This is a genomic window from Paenibacillus sp. J31R34, from assembly GCF_059383715.1.
Window position 1 is genome coordinate 905,274 of record NZ_JBXENU010000001.1, and the last position, 15,677, is coordinate 920,950.

The following is a 15,677-nucleotide window of genomic DNA, read 5'->3' on the forward strand; positions in this document are numbered from 1 at the left end:
AGGATGTTTTTATGATCCATATACTTGTTGTAGAGGACGATACAAAGCTTAATCAAATTATTTGCACCTTTCTGTCCAAAAATGGATACAACGCCAAAGGATGCCTGAACCCGCGAGAGGCCTATGATTTGATGTATAACCATATCTATGACCTTCTCATCTCCGATGTCATGATGCCGGAGATCGACGGTTTTGAATTTGCTGAGACCGTAAGGGATATAAATAAGACAATTCCCATCCTGTTTATTACTGCCCGTGACGATATTTCATCCAAACAAAGAGGGTTTCTTGCTGGCATTGACGATTATATGGTTAAGCCGGTTGATATGGACGAACTGGTTCTGCGAGTGGGGGCTCTGCTTCGAAGGGCGAATATTGCCCATGAGAAAAAACTGAGGGTAGGGAAGCTGTTGATGGATGCAGACGATATGACCACAACGGTGGACGGCAAGGAGGTTCCCGTAACGGTCAGGGAATTCAACATACTCTACAAATTGCTTTCCTATCCCAAACATACCTTTTCACGTGCTCAACTGATGGATGAGTTTTGGGGCCTCGAAAGTCAAACCAGCCTTCGTGCCGTGGATGTTTATATTGTCAAGCTTCGAGACAAGTTTTCCTGCTGTGAAGATTTCAAAATCAAGACGGTGCATGGCCTGGGCTACAAGGCAGTGCTGCAATGAACAACAAGCGGAAACAAGATGTGAGAGTGAAGTCACCGCTCTTTTCATGGAAAGAGTTTCTGATCACTTATTTTTTGTTGTCTACGCTGACTGCAGGACAAGCATTAATCTATAATGCTTATACGCGGGTAGATTATGTCCCGTGGCCGTACATCTTTGGGATATCCGGCTATTGGATCATCGTAAGCCTCATTTTTTGCCTAGTTACCGCACGACAAAAGTACAAAGCCTTCGATAGGCCCATGCGAAAACTCAGCGAGGCGGCCAAACAGGTAGCAGAAGGCGACTTTTCGGTCTATCTCGAACCCGTCCACAGAGCGGACAAAAAGGACTACGTAGATGTGATGTTCGAGGATTTCAACAAGATGGTAGAGGAATTGAACAGCATTGAAACGCTCAAAAATGACTTCATTTCCAATGTGTCCCATGAAATCAAGACACCACTGTCAGTCATTCACGGCTACGCCATGGCATTGCAGCAGGATGATTTGCCGCCTGAACTTCGGAAAGATTATACGGATACCATTATTTCTTCCACTAATAAGCTGGCAACGCTGGTAGTCAACATCCTCAAGCTGAACAAATTGGAAAATCAAGAGATTCTGCCTGCTGCCGAGCCCTATGATCTATGCAGGCAGCTATGCGATTGCGTGCTATATTTTGAAAACGCATGGGAAGAAAAAAATATTGAACTTAGGGTGGATATTGAAGAACGTGCCATCATTCACGCTGAAGAGAGCATGCTGGAGATCGTCTGGCATAATCTCTTCTCTAATGCTCTAAAATTCACAGCACCTGGAGGAACAATCACCTTAAAGCAGATATCGGATGAAGATACAATTACCGTCATGGTATCTGATACGGGCTGTGGAATGAACGAGGAAACGATGAAGCATATTTTTGATAAATTTTATCAAGGCGATCCTTCCCATCATGCAGAGGGGAACGGTCTGGGTCTTGCGCTTTCGCTCCGCGTAATTGAATTGATAGGCGGCGTCATCTCGGTTAGGAGCGAGCCACAAGAGGGCACGACATTTACAGTCCAATTAAAAGGTAATAGTGAGCGATAAGCTAGTGAACGATAAACAGCAAGCAGGGCAGCCAGAATTCGAAACAATCGAATTCTGGCTGCTTATTTTATTTAAGGGCAGGAGGTCATGTTGACATAGATATTAATATTTCTCAAACATTTCTTAAGTAACTTATAAACAATTTATCGATACGTTAGGAACATCTAAGTTAAAGAAAAAGCAATGGAAGGAGTGAGGGAGAGGTCATGAGTGTGGTTATAAAAAACGAGAAAAATTTCGTGGGTTATGAGTATAAGGACATTACGGTAAAACATGACTCAAAGTCGATGTATGCCGATGGCTATACCCATTTTGGCTGGACACTGGAATGCACTTCAACCTCTTTGCAGCATGTTGGCTCCGTGACCATGAAGTTCAAGCGGAATCACAAGCTACGCAATAAAGCCGAACTGACCCGCCTGCAGCGGCATTTTGAAGCCTGTGTTATGGAAATTGAAACGTTGGAGCGTTCTAAGATTAGGATGGCTTCTGCCGTTGCCTATGTGATCGGGATTGCAGGAACAGCGTTCATGGCTGGCTCCGTGTTTGCTTATACTGCAAACATGCTGCTGCTTACGATTATTCTGGCTATTCCCGGTTTTGTAGGCTGGATCATCCCCTACTATTGCTTCCGCGGTATCCTCAGTAAAAAAACGGATAAAGTAGCACCCTTCATTGACAAAAAGTATGACGAAATCCACGAGGTGTGCGAAAAAGCCCATAGCCTGCTGGGAAAGTAAAAGGGATCTGGCTGATGTTCTAAAAGAAGAAGGACTTATGAATTCACATGTCGTTGAGGGGGAACAAACCATGAATAATAGCTTTTTCAAAACGAATACAGCAAAAGTAAACAACATCATCATCACTATTTTATGGCTTACTTTGATATCATTCTGTATCTTCATCGGCAGCGACCTGGTTAGAATGGAAGTGGTATTTTCACTGCTACTAGAGCTTGTCCTTGCCACATGGCTAATTTATAGAAAAAAATCTCCAATTATGACGATGGTCATTTTGATGATCGCCATTTTAACCTGTACCACCCCGTACGTTGAATCACCCGGTGCAGGCATGCTCATTATGGTCGTTCTCTGTGTGATTTCGCTGTATATGAATAGAGTCCTGTTATTCGGATTTGGAAGCTTGTTCAATATTTCGTACATAGTAATTTATTATTCTAAGTATCAACAATTCGATACGACCTTTTTTATGACGATAGGTTTCATAGAACTGACGATTGTGGCTTTATATTTTGTCTGTAAACGAGGAAAAGATTTAATCCATGTTGCCCTTCAGAAAGAAGCGGAAGCTCATGAGCTAGTAGGGGCGCTGGATAATATGGTGGGCGTTATTCGCGAGAACACCTCCACATTAAATGCTGATATTGCCAGCTGCAACAACGATATCGGCGCTTTAAAGAATATGAGCAATATAATAACGGCGAACATACAGGAAGTGACGCAAGGGATTCGCGACCAATCCGGAAGCATCACTCATATCAGTGAAATGATGAACAATGCCGATGGCCAAATGTCCGAGATTAATCAAATGTCACACAGCCTCGCCAGCATCTCGGAAGAAAACGGTAAAATCGTTCGCCAAAGCTCGGATCGAATTGGCCAAATGGGCAAACAAATGAATGTCATCCATTCAACGGTAACGGATTCATTGGCTACCGTTCAAGAATTGAACAAGAGCATGGATGATGTCAACACCTTCCTGTCGGCGATAAAGCAAATTTCCGATCAGACTAATTTGCTTGCCTTAAATGCTAATATTGAAGCAGCAAGGGCAGGGGAAGCCGGAGCAGGCTTTGCCGTCGTGGCGGATGAGGTTAAGAAATTGGCACAGGAATGCACGAATACGGTCAATCAAATTGATGAAATTATGGTTAATATCAAAATGAAAACTCAGCTTGTGGTGGAGAAAACGAACAACGGCAGCGCAGCGGTTAAAGAAGGGGAAGCCATTACTAGTCAAGTGCTTGAAAGCTTTGACAACATTAGATCTACTTTTCAACATATTGATCAATACATAGCGAAGGAACTAGATATGACTGATCAAATGAGCCTGATTTTTACTCGAGTTCGCAACCAAGTTGATCATATTTCCGATATCTCTCAAAAACATGCAGCAGCAACAGATGGAGTGCTGAAGACAACACAAGAACAGGAATCCAATATGGATATGATTTATGAATTTGTCGGAAAAATGAATAATTCTAGCATCCGGCTTCAAGAACTGATTGAGAAAAATAGGTAGTCATTTCTGCTAAAATGCATTTCTCTGTCTGTTATTTGACAAGAGGAGAGTTCTCCGCTTAATATAAATAAGAGATTATATGGAAGGTTACCCACTTAATCTCAATGGAAAGAGAGAAATGCATCCCTATAAAAGATAGTAGCGAAAGGATGGTTATTCTGAATAATTCATATGATAATTTATCAGAAAAGGCTGCTCTTAGTCTGTTCAGCAGTGACAGCCCTGAAAACCCATTTCCGATTTTCACGCAGTTGCGTGAAACGGGAGCTGTTATTCCTATAACAGTGCCCATGGGTGATACAGATCGCCAACAATGGCTAGTCACTCGAATGGAGGAAGTTTCTCAGGTACTTAAAGATCCTCTCCACTTCACCGTAGATCCAGCATCTATTAATAGCAGCAACGACTTCAAAAAAGCCTTTATGGAGAATGCAGATCCATCCGCCCCTGATACTTTTTTTACTGGAAAATCAATGCTCTCAGTTGATGACCCTGACCACCGCCGATTGCGCAGACTTGTCTCCAAAGCCTTCACGCCTAAATATATGGAAAGCCTGCGTCCGCGTGTGCAAAAGATTGCTGATGAATTACTGGATAAGGTGCAAGATCTAGGTGAGATGGATCTGGTCAAAGATTACGCCTATCCTTTACCCATTCACGTCATTTCCGATATGCTTGGGGTACCTAAGGTAGATCGCTCGCAGATCCATGACTGGTCTAAAGCTATCTCCCATGGTCTGGGTCTTGGCGTGCGCGCACCGGGAGTGGAGGAGCACTTGCGAGCTTTCGGTGAATATACTGCGGGGCTTGTAGCTGACAAACGCAAGCATCCAGCTGATGACTTGATCAGCCAGCTCATCGCCATTGAAGAAGAGGGGGACAAGCTGAGCCAGCCCGAGTTGATTTCAATGATTACCCTATTGATCTTTGCCGGCCATGAGACGACCTCTAATCTGATTGCCACTGGGACATTGATGCTGTTAGATCATCCGGAGCAATTGGAGAAGCTCAAAGCTGATCTTAGTCTGGCTCCGTCCACCTTTGAAGAGCTGCTTCGTTTCAATGGACCAGCTACAATGTCTGGACCTCGCTATGCAACTCAAGATATGGTACTCGCTGGTCAGCAGATTAAAAAAGGAGATATGCTTATTCCCCTATTAAAATCGGCTAACCGGGATGAAAGCCAGTTTGCACATTCAGAGGAATTGGATGTAACGCGAACCATTAATCGTCATCTTGCTTTCGGTCATGGCATCCATTCATGCTTGGGCGCTCCTCTGGCTCGCGTGGAGGGAGACATTGCATTTCAAACTCTGCTGCGACGTATGCCCAACCTGCGGCTTGGCGTTCCTCGGGAAAATATCACCTGGCATTTCGCACTGAGTTCACAAAGTTTAGCTGCCTTGCCAGTCGCTTTTTAGGGAAAAGCACAATTTTGAGAGTGGCTAACAACGAGCCCTTACTCCGGATAGCAAAACAAGCCTAGTTTAATCGACAGATTGCCGTCGATGAATTAGGCTTGTTCGCGTTTACGTACTGTATCAAAGAAATATCTGGCATAGCTGCTCCAAAATTCGGTCGGGCGAGCTGCCGCGCACGTTTTTTTGAAACAAATACGCATCACTGCTCAGGACGGTCATAAGCATGTCCGTTTTGAATAAGCTATCCGGCTGTGACTGGCTGACTTCTGCTGTGATTTCTTCAAACAGTCCGAAAATCAGCTTATGAAATTTGTCATAGAGCGGACTATTCGTTTTGGAGCCCGGCACATGATATGCTGAATTTTCCACGCCTGCAAGCAGCTGCGCATTTTTCTCTCTGAACTGTATAAACAAAGCAAGCAGCCCCCGCAGTCGTTCAGTAGCCAGGCTTGCGGCATTTTCCTGCAAGTATGCCTCAATATCTTCGAACAGCAGCGTCACGTTGTCTTTGATTAAGTTCATGCACAAATCACTTTTGTTTCGGTAACGGCGGTATAATGTTCCCGCTCCGATCTGCGCTTCAGCGGCAATCTGATTCATGCTGACCGGCTCAACGCCATGTTGCTCAAACAACTTGAAAGCCGCATCCAGAATACGCTGGCGGTTCTCGGCGGCGTCCCGGCGCTCCGAACGGTTGGTTGTATTGGTAGTATTTGCTTCATTCACGTTTATCACTTCCCATCCTTCATCTGGCCCTATATCGACAAGAGGGAGCACTCCATTTAATATCAAAATAAGAATAGGTCGAGAATACTCCACTTTAAATTGGTGAAAAAGTTGAATGTGTTGCTTGTGAAACAGTAGCAGTATTTTTTATGAGAGTCAACAGCCGAAAGAGATTCACTTGCAGCAGAAGGGCAGGCCAATGCAAAAAGGTTAATTTAATTAGTCTACCAAAGCTGCTCCTTAGTCATGCTTATGACGGAGCAGCTTTGCTTTATTTTTTTGAAATAAGAACAGATATTTTAATGACATACTCCTCACACCCCCTAACCGACAGGTCATCTAACAAGACATCTTCATAGAAAAATCCATGCAGGTCTAAACCCTCATCATTAGCAAATTTCAGCATTCGACTATAGGCTTCACTATCTGACCAAAATCCTTCACATCCGTGAGGGCTTCTTGTTGTTTGGCTACGATTTTCCAATGTCTGGGAGATCGCTGGAAAGGGTCATTCTAGCGTTAAAGCAGTGCGAAAGAAGTCATCCCAGCATTAGCGCTTTCTACCATATTCAAGTAGCATAATCTATGCACAGGAAATAGCATTATCGTGTTGGTCACTACATATGAGGAGTGATTGAATGCAACAAAGAGGCTTGATTCACCAATTGTTTGAGCAGCAGGCGGAACGCACGCCAAATCGTGAAGCTGTTAGATTCGAGGAGGAGTCGTTGACTTACGCCGAGTTGAACCGCCGCGCGAATCGGTTAGCGTATCGTTTGCGTGCGATCGATGTCGGTCCTGACGTACTGGCAGGAATTTGCATGGAGCGTTCGATTGAACTAGTCGTTGCTCTGTACGGTGTTCTGAAGGCAGGGGGCGCATACGTGCCGCTGGATCCGGATTATCCGAAGGATCGGCTAGCCTACATGATCGAGGACAGCAAGGTAAGACGAATCATTACACAGCGTCAATTCGCGGAACACTTCGCGGGGTTCGACGGTGAAATACTGATCTTAGACGAGTCAGAGCCATTGGACGGATATGGAGAGGAGGAGGGCAACCCGAATATTGCCTTGCATGAGAACCATCTGGCTTACATGTTCTACACCTCTGGATCGACGGGAAGACCGAAGGGGGCGATGAATACGCACGCTGCCATTCGCAATCGGGTTCTCTGGCTGCAGCACACTTTCAAAATGGAGGAAAATGATAAGCTTCTTCAGAAATCTCCTTACAGCTTTGACGTATCGGTATGGGAATTTTTCTGGCCGCACATATGTGGAGCATGTCTCGTCATGGCCAAACCTAAAGGCCATCTTGATAACGCTTATATGTGGGAGGTCATCAAGCGCGAATGTATCACGTTCGTGCAGTTCGTTCCAACGATGCTCCAGACGTTCTTGAGTACGGAGCAGGCTCAGGACCTTCCCTTCCTGAAACATGTTTTCTTATGCGGGGAGCCGTTGTCTGCCGCACTCAACGATCGGTTCTGCCGTACGATGTCCGCGCAGCTTCACAACTTATATGGCCCGACCGAGGCAGCGGTGTTCATTACCAACTGGACTAGCGATCGCAGCCTGGATCGATCCGTCATTCCAATTGGCAAGGCTATCCCCGAGAATGCTATGTACGTATTAAACGATCGTTATGAACCAGTCGCACCTGGTGAGATTGGGGAGCTCTTCATCAGTGGCATCGGGCTCGCACGCGGCTATTACGGCAGAGCGGATCTGACAGCCGAGCGATTCGTGCCCGATCCGTACAGCAACGAACCGGGAGCACGCATGTACCATACCGGAGATCTTGGACGCTGGCTTACGGACGGGAATTTGGAATGTCTGGGCCGCAACGACGATCAGGTGAAGGTAAGGGGCTTCCGTATCGAGCTGGGCGAAATTAGCACGGTGCTCGAACAGCACCCAGGTGTCAATCAAGCTGTGACGGTTGTCTGCGAGGATCAGCCCGGAGACCAGCGCATTACCGCCTATTTCATTCCAAATGCTGAGCTCGCTCCCTCGATCAGCGAGCTGAGGAGCCATCTACAGCAGCATTTGCCGGACTATATGGTCCCTTCTTATTTCGTCGAGATGGAGGCCTTCCCACTGACCCCTAGCGGCAAGACGGACCGTAAGCTCCTGCCGAGTCCGACGCTGTCCCGCCAAATGATTGGGCAGACATATGTTCCGCCGGAAACCTATATCCAGAAGGAGCTTGCCCTGATCTGGTCAGGCTTTTTCAGTTTCGATCAAATCGGGCTTGACGATGATTTCATCGACTTAGGCGGCCACTCGCTCGTCGCTACTCAAATTCTTGTAAGGTGCGATCATGTGTTAGGGGTGAAGGTTTCACTGAAGGATATGCTCACGCAAGGAACGACGATTCGCACCCTCGCATCGATTATCGAAGCCAAGCTGCTTGCGGAAACTGACGATGCCGAAATTGAAGCGTTGCTGAGCGAAATGGAGCATCTATCGGAAGAGGAAATTGAGGCGCTGTTGAAGCAATAGTCAGTAGATGGTCAGGAGGAGACGATTCGTGGCAAATTTCGTTCTTAGCACGCATATGACGAACGGAGATGTACTGCCGTTTCTACGGTTAGCGTCTGCACTTCGCCGGCGCGGTCACCAAGCAACCCTGGTGACGCACGGCGTATTTGCGCCGCTGGCCGAGAAGTCCGGCATCGCGTTTCGCGGCATCGATAAACCAGAGGAATATACCGAAATTATGAAGGATCTCTACATGATGGAGGATCCACTGAACAAGCCCGACCTCTATGAAGCTTATCAACGCAAGTATTATTCGAAAGAGAAATTCCAACAGGAGTATGACATCCTGACAGAGCTGTGCCAAGAGGAGGGCTCCGTGCTGATTTGTAAGGAGCGTGACGGCTTCGTTGCGATGATCGTATCTGAGATGATGCAGGTGCCGATCGTAACGGGCGTTCTGGCGCCCAGCTATGTGACGCAGCTGCATATTTGGGAAGAGCTTGGATTGGACTTTGCGATATCTCTTATTAACACATTTCGCAGCAATCTTGGTCTTACGCCGGTCTCAAGCTGGACATCATGGATGGGCGCCGTTAAAAAAAATATCGGTTTCTGGCATGAGAGCTTCGATGCTGCTGTCGAAGCACCAGAATGGGCACTAAAGGTGGATACCGTCGGATTTCCACTGGCAGATGCAATTGAATATGAGCCTTTACCAAACGACCTGCTAGATTTTATTCATGCTGGAGAACCGCCTCTCTTGATAACAGGCGGGACAGGGAAAATGATTAAACCAAATTTCTACCAAGCAGCAATCGAGGGCGTCAAGCTGCTTGGGCAGCGAACTATAGTTGTTACGAGGCATGAAGAATTCATTCAAGGCGAGCTTCCGGATCATATCCGCTGGTACAGAATATTGCCGCTCGCCAGTGTCTATCCGCTAATCAGCAGCGTCATCCATCACGGCGGAATCGGTACGATTACGGGAGCCATGACCGCCGCTGTGCCGCAGCTGGCACTCGCGGCTGATACGGATCGGCCAGATAACGGAATGCGGATCAAGCATCTGGGTATCGGTGATTATTTACCGCCGCTGCAGTGGGAGCCCGCGCTGATTGCAAATGCCATGAAAGGCATTCAGACAAGCGTAGTGAAAGAACGCTGCCGCCAGTTAGCGAAGGTCATGGCGGAGCATGATACGATGGCAGCGGCCTGCACAGCCATGGAATCGGTAATCGGCAAGCCCGACTACGCCATTGCCTCGGAGCAGCTTATTGCTGATTACGTTGCAGCGCAGCGCCAGCAATCCTTGCGAAGCGTAGTGACAGCACCTGATCAGCGCCTGGACGCAATCAATCAGTCACTATCAGCAGGCAAGCGTTCACTGCTCTCGCAGTGGCTGGTGCAGCGCCAGCTCGGAAGTCATCCCCTGCCTTTAAAGGAGGCGCGCTATGAGTAAAACGATTGATCGAATCGAGCAGCTTTCACCCGAACGAAGGGCGCTCCTCGCTCTGAAAGCCAAACAGAATAAGGCAAAGGCTGCCGCAGCTTCGTCCGTAATCCCGAAGCAGCCTAGGCAAGCAGGAAATAATAAGTTCCCGCTATCCTTTCCGCAACAGCGTATTATGTTTTACGAAGAATATATGCCGGGGACGGAGCGGTACAATTTTGCCAACGGCTACAAGTTCATCGGGAAGCTGAATGTCTCTGCCTTGCATCGCACACTGAACGAGATGATCAAGCGTCATGAAATCATGCGCGCTGTTGTTGCTTATGAAAGCGACGATTACGTTCAGATCATTCACCCCGAGCTGACGATCGACCTCCCCATTATCGACTTGGCCGATGAAAACAAGGTCTATGAGATTATGGAGAAGGAAGCTACGGCACCTTATGATTTCCTGAACGGGCCGCTTGTAAAGGCAATGCTCTTCCGGTTGGATCCCGAAAAGCATGTTCTCGTCTGGATGACGCATCACTTAATCTATGATGGCTGGTCGGCCGACGTATTCGACGAAGAGCTCTCCTCGATCTATCGTTCCTTTGCACTGAATGAGCCTCTATCGCTTCCGGAGCTGCCGATACAATATCCGGATTTTGCCGTTTGGCAGAGGCAGTGGATGACCGGATCGGAATACGAGGACCAGCTGCGCTACTGGAAAAATAAACTGATGCCAGCACCGGCAACGCTGGATCTGCCGACGGATTACCCGCGCCCCTCGATTCAAGTTGAGCGCAAAGTCGGTTTCTTCAGCCTAACGCTCGATTCAGCATTCTCGCAGCGTATCCGCGAAGCGAGCAAGCAGCTCGGCTGCACATCGTTTGTCCTGCTGCTAGCTGCATACAAGGTACTACTCGCAAGCTACAACGGCAAGCAAGAGATCGTTGTCGGGACGCCAATGGCGAATCGAGGCAAGCAGGAAATCGAGAAGCTTGCTGGCTTCTTCGCGAATACGGTCGCGCTTCGCTCCCCGATTGACATGATCAGCAGCTTCAGCGACTTTATCTCGGCAGTCCGCGAGACGGTGCTGGAGGCAAATGATCATCAGGATTTGCCGTTTGACAGAATCGTCGAAGAGATGAATCCAGATCGAGTTATCGGCCATGCGTTATTCTTTGATACCATGTTCCTGTTCGAACGGCATGGGCAGGTGCTGAGGGAACTGCCTGACCTTGAGATTGTACCGTTTGTGGGTGATCGTACGCGAGGCGGGATGCTGGATCTGACGATGACGGTATTCGAGAATCAAAAGTTAGGTATGGAAGTGACTTTGACCTATCGCCCCGATCTATTCCGCGAGTCGACAATCCAGCAAATGGCGGAGCATTATTGTATGATTTTGGAACGCGTAATAGACAATTCCACGCTGCCGCTATATGCGGTTGCGGCTCTCTCGGGCGAACAGCTGCGGAAGGTGCTGGTCGACTGGAATGCCACCGAGTCGGTCGGGGCAGAGCTCCAATTGCCGCATCTTCTCGTGGAGCGCCAATCGGCCCTCACACCGATGGCTGCCGCTGTATGCTCAGAGGGGCGTACGCTTACCTATCGAGAGCTGAATGAACGGGCTAACCGATTGGCTCACTATTTGCGCGGTATGCAGGTCGGACCTAATACAACAGTCGGTCTTTACATGGAGCGCACCGTCGATATCATCGTCGGCTTGGTCGGCATCTTGAAGGCAGGCGGCGCCTATGTGCCGCTTGATCCTAAACTGCCGGTAGAGCGCTTGCGAATGATTGCGCAGGAGGCTGAGGTATCCGTCATCGTGACCGAGGAAGCCTTCGCTGATCTACTGCCACAAAACGAGGAGGCAGCATCGGCGCCCATACGCATGGTTTCACTCGACCGGGATTGGGATAAAATAGCGCAGGAAGAGGCAGGCAATCCAGAAGTAGTCTCAAAGCTGGGCGATCTTATGTATGTGCTGTTCACCTCCGGATCGACGGGGAAACCGAAGGGCGTGGCGGTGGAGCACCGAAGTTATGCCAACTATTTGGAAGGAATCATGCAGCGTTTGGAGCTGCGGGAAGGCCTCCATTTCGCCATCGTCAGTACGCTTGCTGCGGATCTCGGCACACCGATGATTTGGGGGGCGTTCGGATCAGGAGGCACCCTGCATGTTATTCCGTATGAGCGGGCCGCTGATCCCGATGCTTTCGCCGCTTATTGCGTGGAGAATCCGATCGACGTCATGAAGATCGTTCCAAGCCATATGGAGGTGCTGCTCGGCGTATCAAATCCCAGTGTCATCATACCACGCGAATGCTTGATTCTTGCTGGAGAAGCCTCGCATTGGGGGACGATTGCAGACATTCGGAGCCTTCGTCCGGGCTGTAGGATCCAAAATCATTATGGCCCTACGGAGACAACCGTTTCCGTGCTCACCTATGAGGTTCCAGTAGGTGGAAGCGAGCAGGATCATCTTGCGGTGCTTCCGCTTGGACGTCCGATACCGAATGCACCGGTCTATGTGCTTAACGCTAACTTGCAGCCGGTTCCTGCAGGCGTCATCGGCGAGTTGTACATTGGGGGGAGCGCCGTTACGCGCGGCTACTACGGCAGGCCGGATCTGACGGCCGAGCGATTCATTTCGAATCCGTTCACAGACCGACCGGGCGAACGAATGTATCGCACGGGCGACCTCGTTCGCCATTTGCCTAACGGCACTATTCAGTTTATTGGACGAATGGACCAACAGTTCAAGATCCGTGGCTACCGGATCGAGACAGGCGAGATTGAGCATGTTCTTCTGCAACTGGAAGGTGTGCGCGACGCGGTCGTGACCATTCGCGAAGATGAACCAGGAGACAAGCGGCTGGTTGCTTATCTTGTACCTGAGCAGCACTTGTTACCAGACTCTCAGGAGCCGGCTATGCGTGGGGCTCAGCTCGATGTAAGCACGATTCGAAAACACATAAAAAGCATTTTGCCCGACTATATGCTGCCTTCGGCCTTTGTCGAGATCGAGCGGCTGCCGCTTAATGCGAACGGAAAGCTGGATCGTGCAATGCTGCCTGCGCCTAGCGTCGCAAATCGTGCGGGCGACAACGACTTTGCTGCACCGGAGACCAAGGAAGAGCATGAAATCGCCGCTGTCTGGCAGGAAGTATTGGGGCTCGATCAGATCGGCATCAACGATGAATTCTTCGACCTTGGTGGTGACTCATTCAAGGCGATTAAGGTTGTACGCAAAATGGGCAATTCCTTCAGCGTAATGGATCTCTTCCAGCATCCGACGGTGCGTGAACTGGCCGAGCATCTCGCTTCCGGCGCTACGCGGAGCGATGATCTTCTAATCGAATTCAAAAAGGCATCCAACATCGGGGGCAAAGCGATTACGCTTGTTTGCGTGCCGTATGGCGGCGGCAGCGCGATTACGTTCCAGCCGATAGCCAAGATTTTGCCACCAAACTATGCCTTGTTCGCGGTAGAACTGCCCGGGCATGATTACAGTAGACCTGGCCAGTTGCTGGCCTCGCATGCGGAAACTGCCGCTCAGATTGCCCAAGAAATCAAAAGCAAGGTCAAGGGTGAAGTCTATCTCTACGGCCATTGCTTAGGTGGGGCAATGGTGCTCCGAACTGCGCTTTTACTGCAGCAAGCCAATGTAGAGGTTAGCGGGATTTTTATGGCGGGAACCTTTCCGGGTGCCAGACTGCCATTTAAGCTGACGGAATGGTGGCATCGCTTGTTCCCGCGGGAGAAGTGGACGTCCGATAAGTTTGCACGCGACATGCTTCGCGCCTTTGGCGGCTTCGATGACGAAATTTCTCCCGAGGAACAGACGTTCGTTCTACGCAACTTGCGGCATGATGCACGTGAGGCAGAGGATTATTACACGGCGCTCTTCGCACTGCCGAATAAGCCGAAGCTGAAGGCGCCGGTTGCTTGCATTGTGGGTGGCGCCGATCGAATGACCGAGTTTTACGAGGAACGTTATATGGAGTGGCAGGATTTCAGCGAGGATGTGCGACTGCATGTTGTTGAGCATGCCGGGCATTATTTTCACAAGCATCAATCAGACCATACCGCGAAAATCATGTCGCAGCAGATTCGCAAGTGGGAGGAAGAACGCGACTTCGGGGCAAACCGGACAACAGAGAACGCGGTTCCACTGACCTCGTCCGCTCCTCAGTATGTACCTAGACAAGAGCAGGAGAGGAAGGACGTTCAGCCAAGCGTTAAATCTTTTCTCTGGGTAACGCTATGCCTGATTATTGCCACAATCGGAACGTCACTGACCGGATTTGCGCTGGGCATCTGGGTTTTTCAGCAAACCGGGTCGATTTCAGATTATGCGACGATTTCGCTTTACGCTATTCTACCGACGCTTCTGCTGCTTCCCGTGGCCGGTGCAGTTGTGGACCGTTATGATAGGCGGAAGGTCATGCTGGCAGGACAAACGTTAGCGTTATGCTCCGTAATCTTCCTCTCGATTATGCTCTATTTGGATGCATTGTCGCTATGGGCTATCTACGTGGCTGCCGGCATTGGATCGATTGCGGGCGCTTTCACAATGCCGGCCTATCAGGCGGCAACAGCTCAACTTGTGCCGAAAAGATACTTAGGACATGCAAACGGATTAGGACAGCTCGTCATGTCCTTGAATGGAATTATGGCGCCAGCGCTGGGTGGGGCTTTGGTCGTATTGATTGGCCTGAAAACCATTGTTGTCATCGATTTAGTGCTGCTAAGCTTGTCTATCGTCATCCTTTCGCTGTTTCGATTCCCGAACCTGATGTTTAAAAAACGCGAGGAACCGATGAGCAGGGAAATCGTCGGAGGCTGGAAGTACATTATTCAAAGGAAGAGCATGGTCGCAATGGTCGTGTTTTTCGTCGTTGTCAATTTCTTCATGAGCTTATATAACGTACTGACGACGCCGTTTCTGCTTCAGTTCATGACCGCTGACAAGGTAGGCATCGTTATTGCGTTTGAGGGTGCAGGACTGCTTATCGGCTCGATACTTATGACGATATGGGGCGGCTTCGACCGCCGAGCGGACGGAATGGTCGGTTTCGTTATGCTGACTGGTTTATCAATAGCGGTTGTCGGCATCTATCCTTCACTTGTAACGGCAGCCATCGGCTTATTCGGCTTTGGCTTGGCGCTGGCGCTCATCAATACGCACTGGCTGTCCCTGATACAGACGAAGGTAGGCCTTGAGCTGCAAGGCCGCGTATTGGCAACAAACCAAGTCATGGCTTTCAGCATGCGTCCCCTTAGCTTTCTGCTTGCAGGACCACTTGTTGCATCTGTTTTCGCTCCGCTTGCATCGGCGCTGCCAGCTGGTACGGAGGAGGCAGGACTGTTCGGAACAGGAGGTGGGATGGGCATAGGGTTGCTGGTCACTTCAATTGGCGTCATCTTGTTCATTTGGGGGTTGCTCGGCATGCGTTATCGGCAACTGCGCCACATGGAGACAATCTTACCAGATGCCGTGCCAGATGCCGTTATTATTCGAGATAAGGATCAGCTGCAGCAGCTTGCAGACCGCCAGATGAGCGCCGGGATCTAATGATAGAATT

General features: G+C 49.1%; 9 protein-coding genes. 8 read left to right on the forward strand and 1 reads right to left on the reverse strand.

What is annotated here, in order from left to right:
• The first annotated feature begins 11 nt into the window (after window positions 1-11).
• From AC50YG_RS03865 to AC50YG_RS03885, 5 genes are all read left to right on the forward strand, one after another.
• Window positions 12-683 (forward strand): response regulator transcription factor, encoded by a 672-nt coding sequence (locus AC50YG_RS03865; RefSeq protein ID WP_473755763.1) that lies wholly within the window; start codon window positions 12-14, stop codon window positions 681-683.
• Complete coding sequence (locus AC50YG_RS03870) at window positions 680-1,753, forward strand: HAMP domain-containing sensor histidine kinase (protein WP_494824805.1); 1,074 nt, start codon at window positions 680-682, stop codon at window positions 1,751-1,753. Before AC50YG_RS03865 ends, AC50YG_RS03870 begins: the two co-directional genes overlap by 4 nt.
• Window positions 1,754-1,959: 206 nt before the next feature.
• On the forward strand, window positions 1,960-2,493 hold the full coding sequence (locus tag AC50YG_RS03875) for a hypothetical protein (protein ID WP_494824806.1): 534 nt from the start codon (window positions 1,960-1,962) through the stop codon (window positions 2,491-2,493).
• On the forward strand, window positions 2,429-4,015 hold the full coding sequence (locus AC50YG_RS03880) for a methyl-accepting chemotaxis protein (RefSeq protein WP_494824808.1): 1,587 nt from the start codon (window positions 2,429-2,431) through the stop codon (window positions 4,013-4,015). The genes AC50YG_RS03875 and AC50YG_RS03880 overlap by 65 nt, the downstream gene beginning before the upstream one ends.
• A gap of 104 nt (window positions 4,016-4,119) precedes the next feature.
• On the forward strand, window positions 4,120-5,436 hold the full coding sequence (locus AC50YG_RS03885; RefSeq protein ID WP_494824810.1) for a cytochrome P450 family protein: 1,317 nt from the start codon (window positions 4,120-4,122) through the stop codon (window positions 5,434-5,436).
• 120 nt (window positions 5,437-5,556) lie between these two features.
• Here AC50YG_RS03885 and AC50YG_RS03890 read toward each other — a convergent pair whose 3' ends face one another.
• A complete protein-coding gene (locus AC50YG_RS03890; protein WP_473755754.1) occupies window positions 5,557-6,162 on the reverse strand; it encodes a TetR/AcrR family transcriptional regulator in 606 nt (201 codons plus the stop codon).
• 638 nt (window positions 6,163-6,800) lie between these two features.
• On the opposite strand from AC50YG_RS03890, the gene AC50YG_RS03895 reads away from it, so the two are divergent.
• Genes AC50YG_RS03895 through AC50YG_RS03905 form a run of 3 tightly spaced genes read left to right on the forward strand, consistent with a single transcriptional unit; the run spans window position 6,801 to window position 15,667 of the window.
• Complete coding sequence (locus AC50YG_RS03895) at window positions 6,801-8,669, forward strand: non-ribosomal peptide synthetase (protein ID WP_494824813.1); 1,869 nt, start codon at window positions 6,801-6,803, stop codon at window positions 8,667-8,669.
• A 28-nt stretch (window positions 8,670-8,697) separates the two neighbouring features.
• Entirely contained in the window at window positions 8,698-10,107 is a 1,410-nt protein-coding gene (locus AC50YG_RS03900; protein WP_473755750.1) for a glycosyltransferase, read from the forward strand.
• Window positions 10,100-15,667, forward strand: a complete 5,568-nt coding sequence (locus AC50YG_RS03905; RefSeq protein WP_494824814.1) for an amino acid adenylation domain-containing protein — start codon at window positions 10,100-10,102, stop codon at window positions 15,665-15,667. Before AC50YG_RS03900 ends, AC50YG_RS03905 begins: the two co-directional genes overlap by 8 nt.
• Window positions 15,668-15,677 lie beyond the last annotated feature (10 nt).

Excerpts from the sequence above, each read along its gene's own strand:
- AC50YG_RS03905 (WP_494824814.1), top strand. The coding sequence starts at position 10,100 with ATGAGTAAAACGATTGATCGAATCGAGCAGCTTTCACCCGAACGAAGG.
- AC50YG_RS03895 (WP_494824813.1), top strand. The coding sequence starts at position 6,801 with ATGCAACAAAGAGGCTTGATTCACCAATTGTTTGAGCAGCAGGCGGAA.
- AC50YG_RS03875 (WP_494824806.1), top strand. The coding sequence starts at position 1,960 with ATGAGTGTGGTTATAAAAAACGAGAAAAATTTCGTGGGTTATGAGTAT.
- AC50YG_RS03865 (WP_473755763.1), top strand. The coding sequence starts at position 12 with ATGATCCATATACTTGTTGTAGAGGACGATACAAAGCTTAATCAAATT.
- AC50YG_RS03885 (WP_494824810.1), top strand. The coding sequence starts at position 4,120 with ATGGAAAGAGAGAAATGCATCCCTATAAAAGATAGTAGCGAAAGGATG.
- AC50YG_RS03870 (WP_494824805.1), top strand. The coding sequence starts at position 680 with ATGAACAACAAGCGGAAACAAGATGTGAGAGTGAAGTCACCGCTCTTT.